Genomic DNA, 26,190 nt, shown 5'->3' on the forward strand with positions numbered 1-26,190 from the left:
TGTCCATTCCACACAACATATACTACTAATAATCAAACAATTTAACTATCGTATTGTAATCTTTTTACGAGGCGATTTTTTGTTGTGTTCATACGCCGACGCTAATTTTGCAATACCCCAAATAACCGTTGCCGATCATGAATCCTAAAATCGTATGTCCTATTGCCGCGATGTCAGCGGTCTGCGACGTTGCCCCGCTCTGCAAGAAGAGGTCTACCGGCAGCCTCCCTACGCAAAATTTCTTTTCTGAGAGAAAATAAAAACGCCTCTGCGCCCAAAATGCATTCTCCTCCCTATTACCCCGAATTCATATGAACAACCGAACTCCGAATTCCCCGGAAAGGACGCAAAGCGTCCGGCCGTACATAGCCGCGATCGCAGCCGTCTGTGCGGCGCTGTTCGCCTACACGTTCAAACCGACGCTCGACATGAACGGCGACACCAGCCAATACTATATTTATGCGACCTCGCTCGCCCAAGGGGAAGGATACACCGAATTGGGCACGCCGGGACATCCCGCGTCGAACGGCTTTCCGCCGGGCTACCCGTTGCTGATGGCTCCGCTTCGGGTATTGACCGACAGCATCGTCGCACAGAAAATATGGAACGGCCTGATGCTATTCGGTGCTGCGGCCCTATTGTTCCTGTTCCTGCGGCGCGTGGTGCCGCAATCGCTGGCGCTGACGGCCGTAATCGTGGCATCGCTCAATTACAGGGTACTGCAATTCGCCACCATCATGATGAGCGAAACTTCCTATCTGCTGTTCACGGCTCTTGCCATCTACCTGCTTTATCTCTTCGACCGGAGCGCCGAAAACCGGAAGTGGTGGCGGAATCCCTATTTCTATCTGCTCATTCTCACGGCCGGATACGGTTACATGATCCGCACGCAGGGCATCACGCTCATCGCCGGCATCACGCTCTGGCTGCTGTGCGTGCGTAAGTGGCGGACGGCGATCGGGTTCGTCGCCGGCTTCCTGCTCACGACCTTGCCGTGGGCCGTACGCAACCGCCTCGCCGGCTTGGGCGGGAGCCGTTACCTCGATCAGCTCTTGGCCGTCAATGTCTGGCAACCCGAACAGGGTACGGTCTCGTTGGGTGAAATGATCGACCGCGGCCTGAAAACGCTGCAAATGCTGATTACCAAAGCTATCCCGAATACCGTAACACCCTACTTGAAGGTCGATTACGATGCGGTTTCGACATTCGGGGAGTGGGCCGTCGGTTTGACGCTGATCGCCCTCATACTCTTCGGATTCTGGCGGATAAGACGCTACTTCTGGTTCTTCGCGGCTTATTCGGCTGCCGTATTGGGCATCATCTGCCTGTGGAGCGCTCCGAGCGGAAATCGCTATATCACCACACTGGTTCCGTTGCTGGAGATCGGCCTGACGATCGGCGTCTGCACGCTCATAGAAATGGGGTTGCGCAAACGCTTCGGCGCAAAGAGCGCATTCAGTCCGTTGTGGCTTCTGATTCCGGCGGCGCTGCTGGCCGGCCCGAGGCTCGCGGCCGTAGCCGAAGAATCTCGAAAACCTATGCCTCCGCAGTTGGCCGGTTTCATAGACGCTGCGGAAACGGTACGCAGGCGGCTCCCGGCGCAAACGGTCGTATGCAGCCGCAAACCGTCCGTTTTCTATGTCTATGCCCAGTGCCACGTCTGCAATTTCCGCTATACCGAAGACGACGAATCGCTGATTCGCGGGCTCGTCGATTCCGAAGTCGATTACGTGGTGCTCGACCAGATGGGATATGCCGCCACAGGCCGTTATCTCTATCCTGCGATCTGCAAACACCCGGAACTATTCGAAGTCGCGGGGGCGTTTCGGGTCCCTCCCACTTATCTTTTGCGGTTCGACCGTAAGACGGCCGCCCTGAAATTCGGATCAAAATGACAGACGGTCTTCTCAAGCGGCCGGCCCGTAGCGGCTGGGTGCAGCTGTTCCGATACTTTTGGGTCGGCGGGACGGCTTTCGCAGTCGATTTCGGACTGTTATGGTTGCTGACCGGATGGTGCGGCGTACATTATCTGCTGTCGGCGGCGATCGCATTTGCGGCCGGATTGACCGTGAATTATGCATTAAGCGTATCGTGGGTATTCAGCGAACGTACATTGCATAGCCGCATAGCCGAGTTCACGGCTTTCGTCTCGATCGGAATTGTCGGATTGGGGCTGAACGAAGCGATCCTCTGGAGTATGACGGATTTTCTGGAACTGCATTATCTGATTTCTAAAACGGTGGCGACCGCCGCCGTGTTCTTCTGGAACTTCACGGCTCGAAAATATTTATTGTTCAATGGAAAAAACCGAGAATAAAAAACGTGCGATCATCATAGGTGCAGGCCCAGCCGGTTTGACTGCCGCATGGGAGCTGCTGCATCGCAGCGACATCGACCCCATTATCGTCGAGCAGGACGAAACCGTCGGAGGCATAGCCCGAACGGTCCGCTACAAAGGCAATAGCATGGATATAGGCGGACACCGCTATTTTTCCAAGTCGGACACCGTTACGAACCGGTGGCTGGAGTGGATGCCCGCCGAGGATGGCGCGACGCATTCCGCCCGAAAGAAGGACGACGTGATGCTGGTGCGCAACCGTCTGTCGCGGATCTATTTCCTGCGCCGGTTCTTCGACTATCCGATCTCGCTCTCGTGGCAGACCATGCGCAATCTGGGGGTACGCCGCCTCGTCAAGATCGGCGCGAGTTACGCACGGATCCGCCTGTTTCCCATACGCGCAGAACGCTCGCTGGAAGATTTCTACATCAACCGATTCGGCCGCGAACTCTACAAGACGTTCTTTCGCGATTACACCCGAAAGTTATGGGGTGTGGAGTGTCGCGAGATCAGTCCGGAATGGGGCAGCCAGCGCGTCAAGGGTCTCTCCATCGGAACCGCGCTGGCGCATATGGCACGCCGGATCGGCCGCGGCAAGAATGCCGCAGCAGACCAGAAGCAGGTCGAAACCTCGCTCATCGAACGATTCTTATATCCCAAGTTCGGTTCGGGCCACATCTGGGAGGTCGCTGCCGAGCGTATCAGGCAGGCAGGCGGCACCCTCCTGCTCGGACGGCGTGTTACGGCCGTTCACATGGAGCAAGGGCGCATTGCGGGCGTAACCGTCGCGGGCAAAGACGGCGGGGAACAGAGAATCGAAGGCGAGTGGCTGATTTCTACCATGCCGGTGCGGGATCTGATCGCCGCGATGGACGCACCCGTACCGGAGAATGTCCGCGAGGTGGCGTCGGGGCTCGTTTACCGTGATTTCATGACCGTCGGGATGCTGCTCAGACGCATGAACGTCAACTCTTCGGACGGCAGGCCCTATCCTCCCGATACGTGGATCTACATTCAGGAACCTGACGTAACGGCCGGACGTATACAGATTTTCAACAACTGGAGTCCTTATATGGTCAAAGACAGCGGTACGGTCTGGATCGGAATCGAATATTTCGTGAACGAAGGCGACGACTATTGGACGATGCCCGACGAACGGTTCATCGACCTTGCGGCGCGTGAAACGGAACGGATCGGAATGATCGACCGCGCCGATCTGCTCGATGCCGTCGTCGTGCGCATGCCCAAAGCATACCCAGCCTACTTCGGCTCATACGGCCGCATGGATGAGATCAGGAATTGGACGGATCGCATCGACAATCTATTTCTGGTCGGCCGCAACGGCATGCACCGCTACAACAACATCGATCACTCCATGCTCACGGCGATGACTGCCGTGGACAATATCGTGAACCGCATTCCCGACAAAGCGAATATATGGCGGGTAAACAGCGACAGCGAATACCATGAAAGCAAATAGGTTTCAACCGGCACATAGCGGAGGATAGCTCCGCCCTGATAATACGACCTTTAGGCAAGCTGTGATACGGAAAGCAGGCGTTCGTTTGCTTTTCAGACTGTTTTTTTGTATTTTCCGTGTCGAAAATATTTATTCTCAATCGTTTAACGTTAAACTTGAAGTTCCGAAGCAACCGTTGTACTTTTTGCGTTATCCGAAAATCCGTTGAGATTCGAAACGCTGTTGTCCATATGAATAATAGTGTATATTCATTTCTGTCTTAAAAAATATAATGAAGCCCCTGTCCGCTGCGATCGGGGTCTTCGTCTTTACGACGGTTTCCATACGCGACCGAAATTGATTGTCGAAAGGGATCGTATCCCTCTATAACTCACTCATTTTCCAATTTATCGACATGCCTACGGAACCTGAAACCCAAGCCGGTCTGCTCTCGCTTTTAGAAAGAGCCGCACGACACCTCCAGTCTCGAACCACGCCGCAGGAGCGGCGGCAAGCCTATGAGGATTTTCGCATCCATCCGGAACGAATTACCTCCAACCCCAGTATTATTCCCGTCATGCGTTCGGCCGAACACCATGGTCCGCACGTTTCGAAGAATAAAACGCGACACGTTGGAATAAAAATACCTTATTCGCATCGTGCTGCCGGACGCCCTAAATCAGACATGCCCCCATAAAGCTGCGGCACGGTTCCTCGCCGCGAGGGCCGATGCCCTCGCAGCCCTTGCCGCCCCCCCCCGGGATAGGAGCAGCGGTCGCGGACCGGCGGACGATCGAAGCCTCCGGATCGGAATCCCGATGAAGGCATGGGGAACGATTCCGGTCTGGCGGCAACACGGCAGGTCCCGTCCGGTAATACGCATGGCTTTGCCGACTTCATCCCGCATGGGCTGCGTCCGGGTCGGAAGGCACGGACAACGAGCCCGATGCGCGATACGGCCGCACAGGCGGATGACGAGCGATAGCAATGCCCGGTAAGCCGCCGACGCTTTCATTTCGTACTTCACGGCCCCATGAATAGTATTGCTCGAACGGACAGACGGCAGGGAAATAACAGCATCCCGGAACGAAGCGCCCTGCATGTTCCGCAAGGGACGAATAAGGATCTTCAACAGCAGGGCCGAAATCAGGAAAAACAAGGATTTACAGATTCCGGTGAACCTTTGCATATTAGGTTGTTCGACAGGATACAGACATGATATTCGGTGATTGGGAGATCCGTTTGCGGATCATTGCCTCACTCAAAAAAACAACGCTGCAACCTGAAAAGTTGCAGCGTTGATCGAATAAGAGGCCTCTGCAGGGGAAATGCCGTGATTCGCCTGTACGACAACCAGCTATTTCAGTCTCCGAAGTTTGCGATCCGAGTCGGTCGCTTCGCGCACCGAAATCGCAAAACCCCCGCCGCGAGCCATTTCAACATCGAGTTTCGTATGCGCATTCACCCTGCCCGTACGAATGACGTATGCCTGCGGGTTGGTCTGGTAATCGGCATCCGGAGCGTCGGCGTAGAGCGTCGCCACGTACTCCTTTCCGGGGGCGAGGTAGTCGAACGGAAGCGTTACCGTACGACGATTCTCATCCGTTACGCCGCCGACGAACCATTCGTCCGCACCTTTCGCCTTGCGTGCCACGACGATGTAATCGCCCGGTTCGGCCAACAGGTAGCGGCTCTCGTCCCAGTCCACCGCCACGTCCTTGATGAATTGGAACGCATCCATGTATCTTTCGTAGTGCTCGGGCAGATCGGCCGCCATTTGCAGCGGCGAGTACATCGTTACATAGAGCGCCAACTGGTTCGCAAGCGTCGCATTGACGTGCGAATGGTTGTCGGGGTTGATCTCTTCGACATCCATGACGAAGATGCCGGGCGTGTAGTCCATCGGTCCGCCTTGCAGGCGCGTGAAAGGCAGGATCGTTACGTGATGGGGGTTCGACCCGCCGAACGCCTGATACTCCGTGCCGCGCGCCGACTCGTTGCCGATCAGGTTGGGATAGGTGCGGCAAAGTCCCGTCGGGCGTACTGCCTCGTGGGCGTTGACCATGATCTTGTGGTCGGCGGCCCGACGGACGGCGTAGAGATAGTGATTGTTCATCCACTGTCCGTAGTGGTGCTCTCCGCGGGGAAGAATATCGCCCACATAACCGCTTTTGACCGAGTTGTACCCGTATTTGTTCATCAGGCGGTAGGCTGCGTCCATGTGGCGTTCGTAATTGCGCACCGAGGCCGAGGTCTCGTGGTGCATCATGAGCCGGATTCCCTTGCTGTGAGCGTAGTCGTTCAACGCCGCGATGTCGAAATCGGGATAAGGAGTAACGAAATCGAAAACATAGTCCTTCATGTGCCCGAACCAATCCTCCCAGCCGACGTTCCAGCCTTCGATCAACAACTGGTCGAACCCGTGCTCCGCCGCGAAGTCGATGTAACGTTTCACGTTGTCGTTGTTCGCTCCATGGCGGCCGCTGGGCTTGCACCGGGTGTAATCCGTCGTACCGAGTTGAACCGACGGCACGTCGCGCGTATAGGCCCAGTCGCTTTTGCCCGTGATCATCTCCCACCATACGCCCATGTACTTCACGGGTTTGATCCACGAAGTATCGGCGTAAGCGCACGGTTCGTTCAGGTTGAGGATCAGATTCGAGGCGAGGATGTCGCGGGCGTCGTCCGAAACCATCACCGTGCGCCACGGGGTACGGCAGGGCGCCTGCATGTAGCCTTTCCATCCTTGTGCATCGGGCGTGAGGTGAGAGGTGAAAACGAAACGGCGGTCGTCCAAATCGAGATGCATGCACGAATAGTCGACCAGCGCCGCTTCGTGGATGTTGATGTAGAGCCCGTCATCGCTCTTCATCTGCAACGCCGTCTGCACTCCCGTGGGAGAGAAAGGCGTCTGCGACGAGTTGGGCGTGATCGCCCGGGGCATCAGCTCCCGTATTTGCGAAAGCTTCGACTCCACGTAGTCATACTCCTGCGTGTCGTAGTCGCCCGGAATCCAGAAGGCCGTGTGATCGCCCGCCATGGCGAACTGCGTCTTCTCCTCACGGATGACGAAATAGGTCAGCGTCTTCTGTTCGGGAAATTCGTACCGGAATCCCAGACCATCGTCGTAGAGCCGGAAGCGGATCGTCATATCGCGGTCCGTCGCCTCCTGATGCAGCGTAACGGCCATTTCGTTATAATGGTCGCGTATCTCGGCCTGCTCGCCCCAGACGGGACGCCAAGTCTGGTCGAATTCGCTGCGCTCGACCCGTGCCACGGTGAACCCGTCGTAGAGCGATACGGGCGTGCCGGGTTCGCCTTTCTCGATTTCCGTCCCGAATTCGAGTTTCGGAGCTTCGCCGCGCAGTTCGAGTCCCATGTGGCTGGGCAGAATCACGGCGCGTCCCTTGAAGTCGAGCGTATAGGTGGGGCGTCCGCCGTCCGTAATACTGAACTGCATGCGGATGTCTCCGTCGGGAGACAGAAGTACCTCCTGTGCCGGAACGGTCCCGCCGGCCAACAGTGCGGAAATGAATAAAAACATCTTTTTCATGGTCATATCGTCTTATTTCAGTTGCGTTCGAATTCTACGATCAATGCCTGCCGCGGCCCGACCGCCGTAGCGTCGCCCACCTGCACGGCTTTCCCCGTCAGGATCTCGCGGCCCTCGCCGAGCCCGGCCGTGATCTCGGCGTAATGCGCCCAAGGCACCTGCTTGCTGCCGCGCGAATTGTTGATGAAAACGAACACCGCATCGGTGTCGTCGTAGCGGAAGTAAGCGTAGGTATTGTCGCGGGAGAGGAAGTGCATCGTGCGTCCGTTGTGGATCACAGGCTTCGACTTGCGCCATTGGAAGAGCCGCTGCGTATAGTCGAAAAGATCCGTTTGCAGGGCATTGCGCTGAGCAGGGTCGAACAGATTCACCGGATCGTCCTCCCAGCCTCCCGGGAAATCCACGCGCAGTCCGCCATGCCCCTGCGAGAGGTCTTTCGAGGTGAACATCATTTCGTCGCCCGAGAATATCTGCGGGATTCCGCGCATCGTGGCCAGCATCGCCATCGAGAGCTTCAGCCGGTCGGGATTTTTGCGCACGACATCGCCGATGCGGCCGGTATCGTGATTAGCGGCGAAGATCAGCATCTTCGACAAGTCGTGGTAAACGAAGTCATGCGACAGGCAGTCGTAGACGCGCGTCATCCCTTCGCCCCAGCGGAGCGAATCGGTGGACAGCGCACGGCAGATCGCCTCCTGCAACGGAAAATCCATGATCGAGGGCAGGTGCGAGTCGAAACCGTCCTTGTTGAGGTTGCCGCCCTGCCAGTATGCCAATTGCGGGATCGACGACGTCCAGCATTCTCCCACGATATTGAAACCGGGATACTCTCTGCGCACGGCCGCGCACCACTCGCTCATCGGCACCTTCTCGTTGTAAGGATAGGTATCGACGCGAAATCCGTCCAAACCGGCATATTCGACCCACCACACGGCCCACTGCTTGAAGTACTGCAGCACATAGGGATTGTCGAGGTTCATGTCGGGCATCGACGGAACGAACCAACCGCTCTCCTGCCGGTCGAGATCGTATTTCGATGCGTTGGGATCCATGTTCGTCGAGAAGCAGACGTTCGTTCCCGTGAATTCGGGGAACTGATGGATCCAGTCTTCGAAGGGCAGATCCTCCATCCACCAATGGCTCGTACCGCAATGGTTGGTTACGACATCCATAATCACCTTCAGCCCCTTTTCATGGGCCTTGCCGACGAATTCCCTGTATAGTTCGTTCGAACCGAACCGGGGGTCTATGCGATAGTAGTCGCCACAGGCGTAGCCGTGGTACGAACCCTCAGGCTCGTCGTCCAACAGCAGCGGCGTGGGCCATACGGCCGTGGCACCCAGTTCCGCGATGTAGTCCAGATGGTCGATCATCCCTTGCAGGTCGCCCCCATGACGGCCGGACAAATCGCTGCGGTCGGCTCGCTCCCGCATGCCGGGCACCGAGTCATTCGACGCATCGCCGTTGGCAAAACGGTCCGGCATCAGCAGGTAGATCATATCGGCCGTCGTGAAGCTCGTGCGCGAGGCCGAGCCTTCGCTACGCGCCGCGATTTCATAGGGGACCTTGAACGTGCGATCGCCCCGTGTGAATACGAGATAATAGGTCCCCGGTTCGGCTTCGGGGCGGATCTCCACATCCACGAAGAGATAATTGGGACTGTCGGCCCTGTGGCAGGCTGTCGCCTCGACGCCCCGTCCGCCTTCGATGCGGACTTCGTATTCTCCGATGCCGGCCCCGTTGACGAGCAACTGGAGCGGGGTTTGCATTCCTGTCCACCACGAAAGAGGTTCGATGCGCGAAACTTCGCCCGAGGCGTCTGCCACCGAAGCGGGATCGAATGCGGGCTGCCTTGCACTCGTGCAGGAGAGCAGTCCGACTGCTGCGAATGTCATGAAAAATCGGTTCACAATATCGTCGTTTGTAAAGTTAGCAAAAATTCATTTCCGTACTCTCCCCTTTTTCGGCCGGGAAGAAGACCGGGCGGTCAGCATCCGCCGCTCCGTACCGCCGCTGCACAGCCCGCATCCCGGTACGTACAGCCTGCGTCCCCGGCGGTCGTCGTGCGGAACGTGCGCCGGCGCACGTTCGTTCCGCAGACGGCCGCCGGCCGAGCACAGCCCGGACGGGCGGCCGGATGCTGTGTCCGCAAGCCCCGAGCCGCCGCCGGTGCGGGAGACGGTGCGGGCAGGCGCTTCATCGTCCGAGGCTAAAGCGCGAATACCACCGACGAGCAGGCGCCCATGAACAGCTTCGACTGCGTGTCGCCGCGCTGGAGTTTCACCTCGCCCGAAACGCCCACCGCCTTGTCCAACGGATCGGTAAGAGTCAGTATTTGCATTTCGTCGCCGAAGTTGTGCACGACGAGCATCCGTTCGCCGTCCAGTTCACGGTACCACGCCGCAATGGATTGCTGCGAGGTATTGCTGTCGTTGTAGACCGGGTGTTGGGTCATCTTGCCCTCAGCCAGCGCCGGGTACGTGTTGCGAAGCCGCGCAAAGGTACGGTAATGGTTGAGCAGCGAGTTCTCTTCGTCCTGTTGTGCCTCGACCGAAATCGCTGCGGTAAGCATCTGCATGTCGATCTTGCCCGAAAGGCTTCCCGAAGCAAGGTCGCTGCCCGCCTCATCCCACAGGATCGGAGCACGGACATATTCATCGCCGTTGGCTTTCGTCCCCCAATAGCCCAGCTCCTCGCCCTGATAGATGTAGGGCGATCCCTGCGCCGTGAGCAGTACGGCAGCCGCCACTTTCATCTTTTCGACGGACCGTCCCAGATCGGACCCCGTGCGGTCCTCGTCGTGGTTCGAAAGTTTCGTAGCTTCGATGTAGTCTTCGCGATACTGCGCGTAGAGGGACTGCGCATCGAGAATATCCTTGACGAAATAGCAGCCTATGCCGTTTTGCAGCGCCCACTTGAGCTTATACCAAAACGTGAATTCGAACAGGGCAGGGAGCCCCCGGTAGTAGGGAGCCGCATTGGCCGCTTCGTCGAGCATTTCGCCCACCATATAGAAATCGCCCTCGCCGCCGGCGGCTTTGTAGGTCCGGTTCATGCGGTCGTAGAATTTCTTGAGAAAGGTGGGGTTCTCATCACCGGAGGCGTTGTGGTAGATGTGTTTCACGGCGTCGAGGCGGAATCCGTCCACACCCATGCGCACCCATTTGTCGGCCGCTTCCGCAACGGCTTCGAATGCCCCGGACTGCTCGGCCTCGTCGGCTTTGCCATAGTTGAGGTCGGCGAATGCCGCCGTCCAAAAGTGCGAATGGTACATCGTCGGCAACGAGAACTGCACGTTCGCAGGCTCGGCCGAACGGTTCGACATCAGCGTGAAAGGGTCGCCGAACCGGATGATCGTCCGGTTGTCCGGAGCACCGTACTTGGTACCGGCAGCCCACGAGGAGGTCGAAGTGCGGATGAGGAAGCCCCAGTCGGAATCGAAGTCGAGCGTCAGCTCGTAACGACCGTCCCCTTTGGGATAGAAGCGTTTGCTCGTGTTGTCGCCGTAATAGAGGTACTTGTCATCCGCCCCACTCTGCGTATTGTCCGCATCCGCCGCATCGGTCGTTTCGGACACCGTTACGGTCGGGGAATCGGCATCCGTCCAATCGAGCACGAACTTGAAGCGTCCCGAGGCCCCGCTTCCCGTATCGGTCGAGAACCACTGACCGGAATCGTATCCCGAAGCGCCTTCCGTGGCGATCTGAGCGATCCGGCCGGCCGCAATATCGGCCTGCGGGTCTTCCGAGAAAACATAGTAGTCCCGATAAGGGCTATCTTCGGACGCAATCGCCGACCGGAACCACGGGTGATCCTTGGCCGTGTGGTTGAGCACATAGTCCAGATAGACCCGGATACCGCGAGCGTGCGCAGCATCGATGAAAGCCTGCAAGTCGGCGTCCGTCCCGAAATCGGGATTGACTGCCGCGTAATCGAGCACATCGTAGCCGTGGTACGAAGCGGCCGGATGAATCGGCGAGAGCCACACGGCCGAAACGCCGAGCGCATCTATGTAGTCGAGCTTGCGGATCAACCCCTGAAGGTCGCCCACCTTGTCGCCGTCGCCGTCGGCGAAACTGTAGACCAACAACTGATAGCTTATGTCGGCACGTTTGCGGTCGTCCCACGCATCGGGTTCGGCGACGACCTCCTCGCCTTCGAAATCCAAGGCGGGATCGCCGCTCTGCGTAACGCTGACGACGACCGGCTCACACCCCGGAGCGGTGAAGGTGAGCGTCGCCTCGCGTTTCGACGATTCGTTCGCCTCAACGGTGATAACGAACGACGTGGAGATTTTGCCCGACGTGAGCGCCGGCACGCACCACGCGGAATTTTCGCTTTGGGTCAACGACCATGACTTCGCATCGGTCCGCAGATCGAGCACCCGGCTGCCGCCGGCCGCTTCGAATACGAGTTCCGCGGGAGACACGGAGAGCAAACCGCCGCCGATCTCGTCGGCTTTGTCGTCGCCGCACGATACGAACGCGGAAAACGCGAACGCCAGCAGCGCGAATAGATATTTTCTCATAACGATAATTCGGTTAATATTCGTTTCGGGGCCTATCGGCCGGTCAGAGCCGACAGGCTAAAAACAGGGCGGCGCACGATGCGCCGTCCTGTAAAACAGCGGCCGTTATTCGGCCTCAGCCGGGGTTTTGCCCTCGGACATGATGTATACGTTCGAATTCGCAAGGTCGAAATAGATGTCGTAGGTACCGTCGAGCTGTACCTTCATGTTTTGCGACCCTCCGCCGGTAATGACCCCGACCGCCTTGTTGATGTCAACCGTGCCGCCCGAAACCGTGCCATAGTTCTTGGCATCGTCCCAAACGTTGTTGAAGCGGATTTTGAATTCGCTGGCGGTAGTGAGCGCTACGCCCTTGCGGACGAAGTATTCGCCCTGCTCGCTCATCGAGAAGTCGCCCAGATCGCCCCAGCCGGTAATGTTTCCGACCACACCCCACGTATCGGGCACCAGCTCGGGTTTGGCACCGGCCGCCATGACATAGGCGCGTCCCGCCTCGGGCAGCAGCCAATAATCGTAGGTGCCGGCGTCGGCGATCAGGGCATTGACCTTATCGGCCGAAACCTTGAAGGCCGAGCCGATCGTGCGGGTGTACGGACTACTCCCCGCAAACGCGGCATCGGCACCGATCCACTGCGTTTCGTCGCCGTTCCTGAAGAGAAATTCCGAGTTGGCGGCCACCTCGACTCCTGCGGCTTTGTAGGCCACGATGTTCGTGCTGGCGCTCTCCATGGCCGTCGGCCCCCAGTCGGGAGTGGCTACGGTCTGTCCGTGGACATACCAGTCGGCCGTCTCGGGATCCGGCTCGGGCTCTTCGCCGCCTGCACCGTAGTCGTCGGCGCTCAGTTCGTAAGTCTGCTCGGCCGAGTTGTTCAGATCGACATAGATACGGTACTTGCCCGCCGAGACCCCGATGTTGCCTTCGCCGTCGAGCATCCCCTCGGTCGCCGAACCGAACGAAGTGTCCCATTTGCCGTCGAGCCGGAATTTGATTTCACCGGACGAGAGCTCCGCGTCGGCCCAGAAACGTTGTTTCGCAGCATCGAACTCCATCACGATGTCCGGTCCGTCCCAACCTTCGGCTCCGTCGCCCACGATGCCAATTTGGTCGAAGGCGAGCTCCTTGGTCAGCGTCAGCGACGAACGGTCGAACGCAAACCGATAGAAGCGTTTCGAATAAGCCGTGATGTTGCCCGATCCGCCGCTGGAAATCAGCGTGATGGAAGCGGCTTCGGAATCGGGCGCCGCAGCATCGCCGTCGGTACCCCAGTTGCATGCGTCGTTCCAGCCCGCTTCACCGCTCAGCTTGAATCCGTTGGCAGCCTTATCGCCGAAATCCACGACACCCTCGTAAGCGATCTCGTCGCCCGAGAAGCTGAACAGTTTTTGCGCACTGTCGAAGCTCCAGCCGCAGTAGTCGCCGATCACCCAAACTTCAGGGTAGGTGGGATCGGCAGACGTTACCGTCATGCGGACGGTAACGGGCTCCGAGTAGTATTTCTCGAAGTCGGTTCCGATCGTGGCGCTGACGTAGAATTTCACCTCCGCAGGTTCTTCCGACGGAAGTCCCAGCCCTCCGTTCTCGACCGGCAGGGCCAGAAGGTTGTTGAGGCTTTCGTAGGTCTGTTCCGACGAGGTGCCGGAGATTCCCGTGAAGAGCACCTGCTTCGCATCGTCCCGGTACGAGGCTTCGATCGAATAGTTGATCTGGGTGCGGACGCCGAAATCGGCACCGTCCCACGTAAAGACCTGCGTCGTACTCATATTATCGGACGTGATGACGATCTCCTCGGGCAACGCATGCAGCACGGGAGGCACGACCTTGTCGGGGTCGTAAGCCCGCGTCTCGTCGAGTTTCTGGCAGGCGGAGAGAAGTGTCCCCGCGGCCGCCAGCATCATCGCATATCGTGTAATTTTCATGGTCGTACGGTTTTTATGATTGATTACTTATCGGTTGCGGTTCCGTAACCGGGATTCTGCTTCAACTCGGGGTTGGAAGCGAGCTCCGACGAGGGAATAGCGAAGATCTTCATATAGTCTTGGAACCCCTGTCCGGTGAACGTCCCTCCCTTGTAGGTCCAGAGGAAAGACGAAGTGGTGAACAAACCGTAGCGGATCAGGTCCGTGCGGCGGTGTCCTTCCCACATCAGCTCGCGGGCACGCTCTTCGAGCAGCCAGTCGGCCGTAACCGTCGACGGTGCGGAAACCCCGGCACGGTCGGCCAGCTCCGCGAGCTTCGGCAGTGCGGTGTTGGCCTGTCCCAGATTCATGCAGGCTTCGGCGTAAATCAGGTAGATTTCGCCCAAGCGGATCATCGGGAAGTCGATGTCGCTGTACGCCTTCGTGGCAGCCGTGGCGAGGAATTCGTCGTTGGTCATATCGTGGGGGATGTTATTGAACTTGATGCAAGACCAGCCGTTGAGGAAAACGTAGAGCGCATCGTTCATCGACTCCTGACGTCCTTTGATGTAGAACATTTCGCCGCGCTTGTCGTCGACCTCATATGTACCCGCCGAATAGTCGGGATTACGCACGTCGAAGTATTTTTGCACGTATTCGTAGGGCACGCGGATACCGGCCCAGCCGTTGTTCACTCCGTTGATCTTCTGATCGGCCGTTACGTCGGTGGCGGCAATGGCCGCCAGAGTAAGGTACGACGTGCCGCCGTTAGACTGCGTCCGTTCGGCGTTGTAGTCCACGCCGAAGATGATCTCCTGCCGTGCGTCGGGATTCTCGCCGTTGTCGCCGCGGAAGAGGTCGGAATACTCCGGACAGAGCGAATAGCCCATGCCGAAGACGGCTTCGCACGCCGATTTGGCCTCCGTCCACATGGGAGTGCCGGTATAGACTTCGGCATTGAGGTACATGCGGGCCAGCAGGCCGTTGACGGCGCCCTTGTCCGCACGCGGGTAGTTCGAGCGGGCGGCCGGCATGGCGCTGCCGTCGGCGGCCAGCTCCTTCAGCTCCGTAATGCAGAAATCGAACACCTCCGCACGGGTAGCCTGCGTGGGATTCACGCCGCCGCCGAAAGGCGAGGACTCGGTCGTGAAAGGCACATCCCCGAACACGTCGAGGGCGATCCAGTAGAAATAAGCGCGCAGAAAACGGGCTTCGGCACGGAAGCTCTCGATCTTGGCGGCCAGCTCGCTGCTCACGCCGCGGTCGGAGAGCTTGTCCGGAGCGGTCTGGCGCAGGTATTCGTTCACGAAGGCGATACCCTGCAACGTGCGCACGTAGACCGCATAGGTCGCATCGTTGTCGGCATCCGACCACGTGTTGGTGTTCATGGCGCGCACCCAAGCATCGTTCTCCCAAGCGCATTTGCAGGCGTCGGCCGTAACTTCCTGAATGGTCCAGAAGGCGCGGATGAGCTCCGAGGAGCCGCCGTCGCTCACGAGCAGATCGGTCGTATCGTTCGACACGAACTGGAAATAGAGCTTGGTCAGTCCGGCGAGGTAGCCGTATTCATCCGTACCGTAAACCGTCTCCGAAGTGGAATCGGAAGGGTTGAGCGGCAAGGTATCGAGGTCGCTGATGCACGACGTGATGAGCGTCGCCGCGCCCGCCGCAGCCAAAGCGATGTATTTCAGATTCATTTTCATGGTTCTTGGATTTTAGAAGTTTACATTCAGACGCAGCGAATAGGTGCGCGGACGGGGCCAGATCGAACCGTCGATGCCGTTCACGCCCGGAATTTCGGGATCCACGCCGCTGTATCCGGTGATGACGAAGACGTTCTGCACGCCGAACGCCAGACGCAGCGTACCCTTCCAACTTCCCAACTCACGGAACGTATACCCAAGATTGATGTCGTCCATGCGGAAGAACGAGGCATTTTCGAGGAACATGTCCGAATACCACTGTTCGCCGCTGTTGGCCTCGGTGAAGCCGGTCTTCTTGACCAGACGGGCGAAGTTCGGCAGATTGCCGGCATTGATATCTATGTTCGACGTCGAATTGGCCGAAGCGAAATCGTTGAAGACCCAGTTGCCCGCCGAACCGTGGCCGTTGAAGCCGAAGTCCCAATTCTTCCAGCTCAGCTTGAGGCTGATGCCGTAGAAGAAGTCGGGGTTGGGGCTCTTGTCGGTGATGTAGCGGTCGGCCTGCGTGATCTGTCCGTCGCCGTCGCGGTCGACGAGCGCGTTCTGGATGGGATGTCCGTCGGCGTCGTACACCTGCTGGAAGCAATAGTAGGTGTAGGGCGCATATCCCACCTTGTGGATCTGGAGCTGGTTGCCCGTACCCTTGGTGATGTTTCCCGTCTGGATGTTGTAGTCGGGATCGTTCGTATTGTTGAGCTTCGTGAACTCCGTGTGCTGGAACGTACCGTTCAGACCGATCGTCAGGTTCCAGTCCTTCGTGCTCACGGGGATGAGGTTCAGCGAGAATTCGACGCCCCGGTTTTCCATCGAACCGATGTTCGTCAGCACGTTGTTGCCGAAGTTCGACCCCATCGGCGTGAGGACGTTGTTCAGCAAGTCGTCCGTCTGGCGCAGATACCAGTCGACGTTGCCGCTGATGCGGCCGTCGAGGAATCCGAAGTCGAGGCCGACGTTATAGGTCGTCGTGGTCTCCCACTTGATATTGGGATCGTAAGCCGCCGGCGTCAGGTAGAACATGTAGCCGTTGGAGCCCATGTTGTATTGTTTGTAGACGTCGGTCGACATCGAATAGCGCGCCAGATAGGGATAGTTCGACCCGATCTCCTGCTGGCCGGTCTGACCGGCGCCGAGACGGAGTTTGAGAGTCGACAACACGCGCTGGTTCTTCAGGAAGTTCTCTTCGGCGATGTTCCATGCGAAGGCGGCCGAAGGGAAGAGGCCCCAGCGCGTGTCTTTCGAGAAGCGCGACGAGGCGTCGTCCCGCAACGTGAAGGTAAAGAGGTATTTCGAAGCGATCGAATAGTTCACGCGGCCGTAGAACGAAATCAGGTAGTTCTCCTGCCGGTTGAACGGATAGCGCGAATCCTCGCCCTTCTGTTCGTGCGTCTCGTTGAAATACGACACCGAGCGATCGGAACTGTAAAAATGCTGCCACGAATAACCGCCCATCACATCGAGGTGGTGGATCCCCCACTCCTTGTCGAAGTCGGCGTAGAATTCGAGCAACTGGTTGCGGCGGAAATTCGTCGTCCGCGAATACTGCCCCCAGCCGCGGGCTTCGGTGTCGGCATACGCCTGAAACGAACCGGGATTCACGCCGTCATAGGTCTTGGCTTTCGATATGTCGAGACCGAGATTGAGGTTAAAACGCAGCGCCTCGAAACCGTGGACCTTATAGTCGATCTGGGCGTTGCCGATGAACCGTCGGGCACGCGCCGTATTGTCGCGGTCGTAGAGCTGCGAAAGCGGTCCCGCGCCGAGCAGGGTGTTGGGCGTGAAGTCTTCGCCGCGACCCGAACCGTAGTTCCAATAGCCGTTGGTAGTCGTGTAGTCGATCGAACCGTCCTCGTTGCGGAAGTAGGGGTCGATCGTGGGATTGAAGAAAGCCGCCACCCCCACCACTCCGCTCGAAGCGTACCGCTGCGAAGTGATGACGCCCTTGGCGTTGAGATTGACGGTGAGATGTTTGTCGAAGAAGTTGGGCGAAAGGCTCAGGTCGAGCGTTCCGCGCTCGTATTTCGACGTTTCGAGCGTACCCTGCTGATTGGTGTAGCCCACCGACGCGCGATAGGGCATGCGGTCGTTGACATTGCCGATCAGGCTGACGTTGTGGTCGTGCGAAATGGCGGTGCGGAAAACCAAATCCTGCCAGTCGGTATTCTGATCGCCGAGCATCGACTGCACCTTGTCGCCGGTCGTCGTCCCTGCGGGGTAGACCTGATTGATGTAGTCGCGGAACTCGCCGGGAGACATGACGGGCAGCTCGTCGGAATTGGTCTGTACGCTCACGCTGCCGCTGTACGATACACGGGGCGTATTGCCGTACCCCTTCTTGGTGGTAACGAGGATGACGCCGTTCGAAGCACGCGAACCGTAGATGGCCGCCGCCGAAGCGTCCTTGAGCACGGTGAACGATTCGATGTCGTTGGGGTTGATCGTCTCCAGCGGATTCCCCATACCCTTGCCGCCGTCTACCGCAATGGGCACTCCGTCGATCACGATCAACGGGTCGTTCGACGCATTGAGCGAAGCCGCACCGCGCACGCGGATCGTGGAACTCGAACCGGGACCGCCGTCGCCCGGGATGATGTGCACGCCGGGGATCTTGCCCTTGAGCATGTCCTGCGCGGAGACTACGGCGCCGCGGTTGAACTCCTCGGCCTTGATCGCCACGACCGAACCGGTCATGTCGTTCTTTTTGACCGTGCCGTAACCGATCACCACCACGTCGTCGATACCCATGGCATCCACCTCAAGCGAAACGTGCGCCAGCGACGACGAACTGGCGACCAAGCTGACGGTCTTGTATCCGACGTAACTGATCTCGACGACCGACTCCGGGCCGGCCGTACGGATGACATAGCTACCGTCGACGTCCGTCGAGACCCCGTTGGCCGTGCCCCGTTCGATTACGGTAGCTCCCAGAACCGGCATCCCCGAATCGTCGACAACCACGCCTTTGACCTCATAACCGGCATTCTGCGCCCGCACGAGGAGGGGGGGGGAAATGATACATATGAGCAAACTGCTCATACACATAGTTAAAATCCGTTTCATAAGCTTTTTGGTTAGTTGTGAATTGATTTTACGATGCAGGCCGTTATCCGGCCTTGTGTTCTTTCACCAGAAAAACCGACAGCGCCGCCAACAGCATGAATACCCCGGCCAGAGCCAGCATGTCCGCCGCCTCACGGTCGAAGCAGTACTCGACGACGGCACCGCCGGCCAGTCCGACGACGATTTGAGGAAGCGTGATCGTGAAGTTGAAGATACCCATGTATATACCCATGCGGCGCGGTTCGACGGCACGCGACAGGATGGCGTAGGGCATGGCGAGGATGCCCGCCCACGCGATGCCGATCCCCGCCATCGGAAGCATCAGAGCATACTGGTCGTGCAGCAGGTACACTCCCGCGAAGCCCAGCGCCCCGGCCAGCAGGCAACCCGCATAGACGGGCTTGTTGCCGCAGCGTGCGGCAATGCGTCCGAGGAACAGCGCAACGATGCAGGCGGGGATGGGATAGATGCCGTTGAGTACGCCGACCCATGTTTGCGTGGCACCGTCCGAGAGCACCTCGCCCGTGGTGTGGTCGGTAACTACGCCGGTAATGGCAGGCTTGAGGTAAGTCCACATCAGGAAGAGTGCCGCCCACGAGAAAAACTGCGTGATGCCCAGCTGCACCATCACGCGGGGAGCGCTGCGCACGAGCCCCACGAAACTCTCGGACCCGGCCTTCTCTTCGGAAAGATCGTTGTAGCGGGCGAACTCCTCGGGCGGGTATTCCTTCGTTTTGAACGAGGTAACGAGCACCGTAAGCAGCAGGATCGCTCCTCCGACATAATAGGAATAGGCGATGTGGGGCGAAACGCCCCCCGGAGCGGCCTCGTCGGATACGCCGAGCCATGTCATGACGAGTGGCAGGACAGCACCCGCGACGGCACCGAGGTTTATCAGAAAGGTCTGCACCACGTACCCCTGCGTCTTCTGCGAATCGTCGAGCATGTCGGCCACCAGCGCCCGGAAAGGCTGCATCGTAACGTTGAAAGACAGATCCATGAACAACAGGATGAAAACGCCCATGGCGAGCGGAGCGAACGCGAGCAGTCGGGGACAGTTGGGCATGAGTTCGAGCGCCAGAGCGGAGACCAGAGAACCGCCGAGAATATAGGGAATACGGCGGCCGAAGCGCGTCCATGTACCGTCGGAAAAGAGCCCTACGATAGGCTGGACGATCATACCGGCCAGCGGTGCCGCCAGCCAAAAATAGCTCAAATGACTGACATCGGCCCCCAGCGATTCGAAGATGCTCGACGTATTGGAATTCTGGAGCGAATATCCGACCTGCACGCCGAGGAATCCGAAGCTGAGATTCCAAATCTGCCAAAATGAGAGTTTAGGTTTGTTCATTCCGACTCTTCGGTTAGTTTTTAGGCGATGCAAATTTTAATAAAAAAATCGGGTCGCGCTTTTTCCGGACGATGAACGGAACGTTCGGACAGATGAACGGTCGGAATTTCACGACGAATGGTTAAGCAGAACTACCCGAATTTGGAATTTCCGGAGGGAATGTATATTTTAGTCGTAAAAACAGCCGAAATTATAAATCTGCGGGTCTGCAAATGGGTTCGATGCGATTGCTTAAAGTTTCCGGAACGATTCATCTTTTCGCCTTTCTACATGCGGCGGTAGCGTTTCTGTGCCGCACGGCAGGCATTAACGACGAATTGGTGCTCACGCTACTGACGATCGTACTGATCGTTCTGATCTGCCTGAAACGGGGTCTGAATGCGGAATTCACCGCCGCGAGCGTGATCGTCGTCAACGTGGTCGGCTATCTGTTGGGTACGGGCGGAGCGCAACTGATCGAAACCGTGCTGCATTCTCCGCCCGCGGTACATGCCCTATCGACCTTCGTTACCACCGAACTGCTGGGCTGGGGCGTCGTATGGTTCACCAGATTGTTCCGCCGCGGCGACGAAGCGCCCGCTCAGCCTACGGTCTGGACTCCCCGCATAGGATTGCTGCTGCTGGCCGTGGGCGTGATCTTCGCGCTCCGGCTGGCCTATGCGGAGATTTTCTCTTCGCCCTCCTTTTCCGCGGACCGCCTCTACCGCATCGCCGACTTGCTGGCATCCAACTCCGTGGTACTGATTATCCTACTGTGTGTCAATATCATCTATGTTCGGCATACGCACAGGCGTGAAACCCGGCACGGTCTCATCGCCGAAATCGCGGCTTTCCTCCTGTTCGTACTGTGCACGTCGGCCTGCGCGGCGCTCGTCACGGGATTGCATCTGCCGTTCGCAGTCGACCGCTCGTTCACGGCCCGGGAGTTCCTGCAACTGTGGATCGTTACTCTGCTGGTCGAGGCGACCCTCTATTCGGTCGTATTCATAATAAATTACGCCATGGTCGCACGCGCCGTACTGCGTGCCGAACGCGGCAAGGCGCACCAAGCGCAGTTCCGTTACATGAAGCTCAAACAGCAGGTCAACCCCCATTTCCTGTTCAACTCGCTCAATATCCTCGACTGCTTAGTCTGCGAGCAGCGCACGGAGCAGGCGAGCGCCTACATACACAAGCTGGCGGGCATGTACCGTTACATGCTCCAAAACGAGGAGAAGACACTCGTGCGTCTGCGCGAGGAGATGGCCTTCGTGGGGATGTACGTCGACCTGTTGCAGGTGCGCTTCCCCGAAGGGTTCCGGGTGGAGACCGACATATCGGACGAGGCCATGAACCGCCATGTCGTGCCTTGTTCGGTACAATTGCTGATCGAGAACGCCATCAAACACAATACGGTGGGAGCGGACCGGCCGCTCGTGATACGCATTGCGGCTGCGGGCGAAGCCGTAACGGTGTCGAACAACCTCCGGATGAAAGTTTCCGAGCCCCCCTCGACCCGTGTGGGGCTGAACTATATCCGTCAGCAGTACCTCGACCTGTCGGGCATACAGATCGGGGTGCGCTGCACGAATACCGAATATCGCATTACCTTACCTTTGCTATAATATGGACGTACTGATCGTAGAAGACGAAACGATGGCCCAAGTCAATCTGGCGCGGGTTCTGACCCGACATTTCCCCGACGTGCGGATCGTCGGCACCACCGGCTCGGTCAGAGATACGGTGCTTTGGCTGCGAACGCCGGGAAACAATGCCGACGTGATTTTCATGGACGTGGAACTCTCCGACGGAGACTGTTTCGAGATATTCCGGCAAATCGACGTAACGGCGCGGGTCATCATGACCACCGCCTATGACAATTACGCCGTACGGGCATTCGAAGTCAACAGCATCGACTACCTGCTCAAGCCGATCGAACTGCAAGCGCTCAAGCGCGCCGTGGAACGCTGCCGCATACGCGGCAACGGCATCGACACCGACGTATTGCTGAATGCGATCCGCCGCCCGCGCGAATACAAACAGCGTTTCATCGTGCGTTTCAACGACCGGATCGTGCCGGTACAAGCCTCCGACATCGCTTATTTCTACTCGGAAGAGAAAAATACCTACCTCGTTACCAACGACAACAACCGCTATATCATGGACCAGTCGCTCGAAGTCCTCTCGGACGAACTGGATCCCGAACGGTTTTTCCGGATCTCGCGCAGCTGCATCATCGCCATGCCGGCGATCGTCAGCATCGTGAAATACATGGGCAACCGACTGAAAATCACGGCACGACCGAGCCACGAATTCAAGATGGTCGTAAGTCGCTCGCGTGTCGACGATTTTCTGAAATGGCTCGAAGGGAGCAACTGACACGGCGAGGGTGAGGGCGCACCTGCGATTCCCGCCGCTTCCGATGTCGGGAAAAGCATATGCGCAACCGCCCCCCGACGCGGGCGCGACGCCTCACAGCTGCACATTGCGGCCGCAGGAGAAACGAATGGACCGTGAAATACATTGTTGCATCCGTTTTCGAAATCCGGCACCGGCATGGAGTTCCCGCTAAAATTTCAGGTCTCAACGTCAACGGGCGGGGACTGTTTCGGCCGTGCGATGTCGGCCGTCCGGGCTCCGAGGAATGCGATAAGGTCCGAAGGGTCCAACTTCATCTGCAAACCGCGCACCCCCGCACTGACGTAGACGGCCTCGTGCTCCAGCGCCGAACCGTGGACGAAAGTCGGAAAGCGCCTCTTCATCCCCACGGGCGAACAGCCGCCGCGAACGTATCCCGTTACCGGCAGCAGCTCCTTCATCGGAATCAGTTCCGCCTTCTTGTTTCCCGAGATCTTCGCCGCCGTCTTGAGGTCCACCTCGCAATCGGCCGGAACGACACAGACGAAACAGCCCGTCCGGTCGCCTCTCAGCACGAGCGTCTTGAAGACCGTGCCGACCGCTTCGCCCAACTGTTCCGCGACATGCACCGCATCCAGATGCTCCTCGTCCACCGCATACGGGACCAGCTCGCAGGCGATCTTCGCCTTGTCGAGCAGGCGCGCCGCATTGGTCTTCTCCGTTTTCGTGTGCGTCGTCATGCGTTCCCGCTTCATTCGTGTCCGATTCGTCCTGCAAATTTAATCGATTAAAATCCATAATCGCCCCCGACGGCCGCATTTTCTCCGTTTTTGCAAGCACGGTCGTCATGCGCGCCTTCCGTATGCGGCTCCTCCCGCGGGCATGTCGTCCGTGCGACACTCCCGCGTCGAGACGGGATTCGGCCCGAAAATATCTTCCGCCCCATCCGTGCGGACTTCATCCGGCAACTCACCCGAGGCGAACGGAAACGGGGCGCGAAAATTCAGAATTTTGCGGTCGATTTCAGCCTGCGGCTCGATTTTTAACCTATCTTTGCGCCATGATTCGAGGCATACTGTTCGATATGGACGGCGTACTGGTGGACAACACCCGCGTACACGTCGATGCGTTCGGCATCTTCTGCCGGCGCTACGGGGTCGAAGACTGGGAGCGGAAACTCTCCGCGGCCTTCGGGATGGGTAACGACGACATCATGCGGCTCATACTGCCCGAGAACATCCTCCGCGAAAAGGGACTGCCGGCCCTCGCCGCCGAGAAGGAGGCGATCTACCGCGAGATCTATGCCCCCGCGATCCGGCCCGTCGCCGGTCTCGCGGAGCTGCTCGCACGGCTCCGTGCGGCGGACATTCCGTGCGCCGTCGGCTCGTCGGGTCCGCGTGCGAACGTCGATTTCGTACTCGATACGTGCGGCATCCGCACATACTTCGCGGCCATCGTCGACAGCGATCAGGTGAAGCGCTGCAAACCCGATCCGGAAATCTACCGCACGGCCGCGGCGAAACTCGGGCTCGACCCGGCCGAGTGTCTCGTGTTCGAGGATGCCGAAGCGGGCATCGAATCCGCACGCCGCGCCGGAGCCGGACGCATCTTCGCACTGGCGACGACGCTCTCCCGCGAAAAGCTGCGAACGACCGCTGCCGACCGGGTCATCGGAGACTTCACCGAAATCACCGACCTGAGCTTTCTCGGCAGACCGCACGCAATCCGGACATAGGCCGGCAGTTGCCGGACAGGGAGAGCATCCCCGCAAACGGGAGGGGGAGCGGTCCCGGCAGACCGCGTGCAACCCGGGTAAAATCCGGAGTTCGACGCGGCCCCCCCCGCCTCGGCAAAGGGAGCGATTCCGACCGACAGGACGCGAGTACGGTCTTCGTCCAAACCCTGCCGAGACGGGAAGAGAGGGGGGAGGGCATTTTTTACAGTCGGTCGCGGAGCGTGATCGACGTTCGTCGCCGGCGGCAGGAATACGCGGGCGACAACGAGTGCAGTCCGCTGCCGAGGAGCCGACGGCGAACGGCCGACTTTGTCGGGGGGGGGCAATGTCGGAGGGCCCCGCACTCGACAACCCAAGGCGCACACAGCGCTGTCGAAACTTTCGGAGAAGACGGAAGACGATCGACCGTTTCGTCAGGCCAAGTGCGATCCTGCCTCGCCCGATGATTGCCCGGACGAAAAAACAACTGCAAGAAAGCGAACCGTTTCGCAGAACCGAACGCCGGCCGGGCTCCGGCAAGGCGGGAAACGGACGGAAAAAGCATTCAACCGTTTATTAAAACAACTATGCTCAGAGGACTGCTGACCATCGGATTGCTGATCGTGTCGAATACCTTCATGACGCTCGCGTGGTACGGACACATCGCCTTCAAATCGAAACTCGAACGTTTCGGCCTCGCGGCCATCGTCGTCGTCAGCTGGGGCATCGCCCTGTTCGAATACTGTTTTCAGGTCCCCGCCAACCGTATGGGCAGCCTCGAATTCGGCGGTCCCTTCACGCTCTGGGAGCTGAAGGTGATTCAGGAGGTCGTCTCGCTGCTGGTCTTCACGCTCTTCGCCGTGGCTTTCATGAAGTCCGAACCGCTGCGCTGGAACCATCTCGCAGGTTTCTGCTGTCTGGTACTGGCCGTCTACTTCGTCTTCCGAAAATAAGAGGTCCGACCTCTTTTCCGGCGCATCGGCAAGGAGGCGGAGAGTGCGGCATCCAATTTGAATCTCTCCCGACAACGTCAAATTCACAGTTGTTATGGAGATGGAAAATCAAACCGCCGCCATGCCGCGCATCGGCGATCCGGCGCCCGCATTCGAGGCCGCGACCACGCAGGGGAAGATCGACTTTCCCGCAGATTTCAAAGGGAAATGGGTGATTCTGTTCAGTCATCCGAGCGACTTCACGCCCGTATGTACGTCGGAATTCATGCTCTTCGGCAAAATGGAAGACGAATTCGCGGCCCTCGGCTGCCGGCTTGTAGGGCTTTCGGTGGGCACCGTGAGCAGCCACATCGCATGGCTCCGGGCCATACGGGAAAAGATCGAATACAAAGGGATCAGAAACCTCGACATCCGTTTCCCGCTGATCGCCGACATGACGATGGAGGTCGCCAAAAAGTACGGCATGATCCATCCGGGCGAAAGCGACACGGCCGCCGTGCGGGCCGTCTTCTTCATCGACCCCCGGGGCATCATCCGCGCCATCCTCTACTATCCGCTCGTGCTGGGCCGCGACTTCGCCGAAATCAAACGTATTCTCATCGGTTTGCAGACCATCGACGCTTTCGGCGTCGCCCTTCCGGCCGACTGGCGCCCGGGCGACGACGTGATCGCTCCGGCCGGGAGCACGAAGAGTGCCGCGGACGAACGGATGGAGCGGCCTGCGGAGGGCGTGCGCTGCTACGATTGGTATTTTTGCACCAAGCCGCTCCCCGAAGAGGAGGTGATGTCCCGAGGCGGGAAGTGAATCCGAAGCATCCGGGGGGGGGCGGCTCCGACCTTCCGGACGAACCCGGTCGCGCGGAAATTCCGTGTCGTAACGAGCGGTCCGCTGCGTCCTTAACGGTGTCGCCGCCCGTTCATATGCTTACGCAGACTCCTTGCTCCGCACACTTCGGCACATCGTATTCATTCGTCCGGGCAAATCGGAAAGGGCTATCCGACAAGCCGCCTCCGGGAATAGCCTGCTCGAAAAGACATCGTATGACGGTACGAACCAAGAGGCTGTCCGAAATTCGTCGGACAGCCTCTTCGATCACAAGGGAAGGCTTCCGGCCGCAGATGCCGGAAAAGTACCCGCCGGTCTCGGCGAAAGAAGTTCGCCGAAGGAAGAACCTGCACCGGACAAAGGCGGCACTCCGCCCGCAACGCCTGTCCGCAAAAATATCCAGTCCGTCCCTCAATCCGTTCTCAAAGTCCGCTCGAACCGCAGTCTGCACCGGCACGGCATGCGGCTCGTCGAA

The 26,190-nt window shown here is 58.6% G+C and carries 16 protein-coding genes; 8 read left to right on the forward strand and 8 right to left on the reverse strand.

Annotated features, from left to right (window positions below; all coding sequences use genetic code 11):
- The first annotated feature begins 311 nt into the window (after window positions 1–311).
- Genes BN3659_RS10790 through BN3659_RS10800 form a run of 3 tightly spaced genes read left to right on the forward strand, consistent with a single transcriptional unit; the run spans window position 312 to window position 3,818 of the window.
- On the forward strand, window positions 312–1,895 hold the full coding sequence (locus tag BN3659_RS10790; RefSeq protein WP_091536892.1) for an ArnT family glycosyltransferase: 1,584 nt from the start codon (window positions 312–314) through the stop codon (window positions 1,893–1,895).
- Window positions 1,892–2,317, forward strand: a complete 426-nt coding sequence (locus tag BN3659_RS10795) for a GtrA family protein (protein WP_091536895.1) — start codon at window positions 1,892–1,894, stop codon at window positions 2,315–2,317. Before BN3659_RS10790 ends, BN3659_RS10795 begins: the two co-directional genes overlap by 4 nt.
- Window positions 2,298–3,818 carry an NAD(P)/FAD-dependent oxidoreductase gene (locus BN3659_RS10800; protein ID WP_091536898.1) on the forward strand — a complete coding sequence of 507 codons (1,521 nt, stop codon included), beginning with the start codon at window positions 2,298–2,300 and terminating at the stop codon, window positions 3,816–3,818. The genes BN3659_RS10795 and BN3659_RS10800 overlap by 20 nt, the downstream gene beginning before the upstream one ends.
- A gap of 1,336 nt (window positions 3,819–5,154) precedes the next feature.
- Here the strand turns inward: BN3659_RS10800 and BN3659_RS10810 are convergent.
- From BN3659_RS10810 to BN3659_RS10840, 7 genes are all read right to left on the reverse strand, one after another.
- Window positions 5,155–7,350, reverse strand: coding sequence for a glycoside hydrolase family 97 protein (locus BN3659_RS10810; RefSeq protein ID WP_091536958.1), 2,196 nt, complete (start codon window positions 7,348–7,350; stop codon window positions 5,155–5,157).
- Between the two features lie 17 nt (window positions 7,351–7,367).
- A complete protein-coding gene (locus tag BN3659_RS10815) occupies window positions 7,368–9,245 on the reverse strand; it encodes a glycoside hydrolase family 13 protein (RefSeq protein WP_091536960.1) in 1,878 nt (625 codons plus the stop codon).
- 314 nt (window positions 9,246–9,559) lie between these two features.
- On the reverse strand, window positions 9,560–11,878 hold the full coding sequence (locus BN3659_RS10820; protein WP_091536903.1) for an alpha-amylase family glycosyl hydrolase: 2,319 nt from the start codon (window positions 11,876–11,878) through the stop codon (window positions 9,560–9,562).
- Between the two features lie 105 nt (window positions 11,879–11,983).
- On the reverse strand, window positions 11,984–13,795 hold the full coding sequence (locus BN3659_RS10825; protein WP_091536905.1) for a SusE domain-containing protein: 1,812 nt from the start codon (window positions 13,793–13,795) through the stop codon (window positions 11,984–11,986).
- 23 nt (window positions 13,796–13,818) lie between these two features.
- The gene (locus tag BN3659_RS10830; RefSeq protein ID WP_091536907.1) at window positions 13,819–15,477 is read right to left on the reverse strand and encodes a RagB/SusD family nutrient uptake outer membrane protein; all 1,659 of its coding nucleotides are present in this window, start codon (window positions 15,475–15,477) and stop codon (window positions 13,819–13,821) included.
- A gap of 12 nt (window positions 15,478–15,489) precedes the next feature.
- The gene (locus tag BN3659_RS10835) at window positions 15,490–18,516 is read right to left on the reverse strand and encodes a SusC/RagA family TonB-linked outer membrane protein (protein WP_317041655.1); all 3,027 of its coding nucleotides are present in this window, start codon (window positions 18,514–18,516) and stop codon (window positions 15,490–15,492) included.
- A 61-nt stretch (window positions 18,517–18,577) separates the two neighbouring features.
- Entirely contained in the window at window positions 18,578–19,885 is a 1,308-nt protein-coding gene (locus BN3659_RS10840) for an MFS transporter (protein ID WP_091536913.1), read from the reverse strand.
- 221 nt (window positions 19,886–20,106) lie between these two features.
- On the opposite strand from BN3659_RS10840, the gene BN3659_RS10845 reads away from it, so the two are divergent.
- On the forward strand, window positions 20,107–21,489 hold the full coding sequence (locus BN3659_RS10845; protein WP_091536961.1) for a sensor histidine kinase: 1,383 nt from the start codon (window positions 20,107–20,109) through the stop codon (window positions 21,487–21,489).
- 1 nt (window position 21,490) lies between these two features.
- Entirely contained in the window at window positions 21,491–22,243 is a 753-nt protein-coding gene (locus tag BN3659_RS10850; RefSeq protein ID WP_091536915.1) for a LytR/AlgR family response regulator transcription factor, read from the forward strand.
- A 197-nt stretch (window positions 22,244–22,440) separates the two neighbouring features.
- On the opposite strand, the gene ybaK is transcribed toward BN3659_RS10850, so the two are convergent.
- On the reverse strand, window positions 22,441–22,977 hold the full coding sequence (ybaK, locus tag BN3659_RS10855) for a Cys-tRNA(Pro) deacylase (RefSeq protein ID WP_224757869.1): 537 nt from the start codon (window positions 22,975–22,977) through the stop codon (window positions 22,441–22,443).
- Between the two features lie 305 nt (window positions 22,978–23,282).
- Between ybaK and BN3659_RS10860 the strand changes: the two genes are divergently transcribed.
- The 3 genes from BN3659_RS10860 to BN3659_RS10870 all read left to right on the forward strand — a co-directional run bounded on the left by BN3659_RS10860 (window position 23,283) and on the right by BN3659_RS10870 (window position 25,694).
- Window positions 23,283–23,957: an HAD family hydrolase gene (locus BN3659_RS10860; protein ID WP_091536918.1), complete on the forward strand. Its 675-nt coding sequence runs from the start codon at window positions 23,283–23,285 to the stop codon at window positions 23,955–23,957.
- Between the two features lie 566 nt (window positions 23,958–24,523).
- Window positions 24,524–24,889 carry a DMT family protein gene (locus BN3659_RS10865; protein ID WP_091536920.1) on the forward strand — a complete coding sequence of 122 codons (366 nt, stop codon included), beginning with the start codon at window positions 24,524–24,526 and terminating at the stop codon, window positions 24,887–24,889.
- A 100-nt stretch (window positions 24,890–24,989) separates the two neighbouring features.
- On the forward strand, window positions 24,990–25,694 hold the full coding sequence (locus BN3659_RS10870; protein WP_410488795.1) for a peroxiredoxin: 705 nt from the start codon (window positions 24,990–24,992) through the stop codon (window positions 25,692–25,694).
- Window positions 25,695–26,190: the final 496 nt, after the last annotated feature.

Origin of the sequence: Alistipes sp. CHKCI003 (assembly GCF_900021155.1) — a bacterium.
GTDB lineage: Bacteria > Bacteroidota > Bacteroidia > Bacteroidales > Rikenellaceae > Alistipes > Alistipes excrementavium.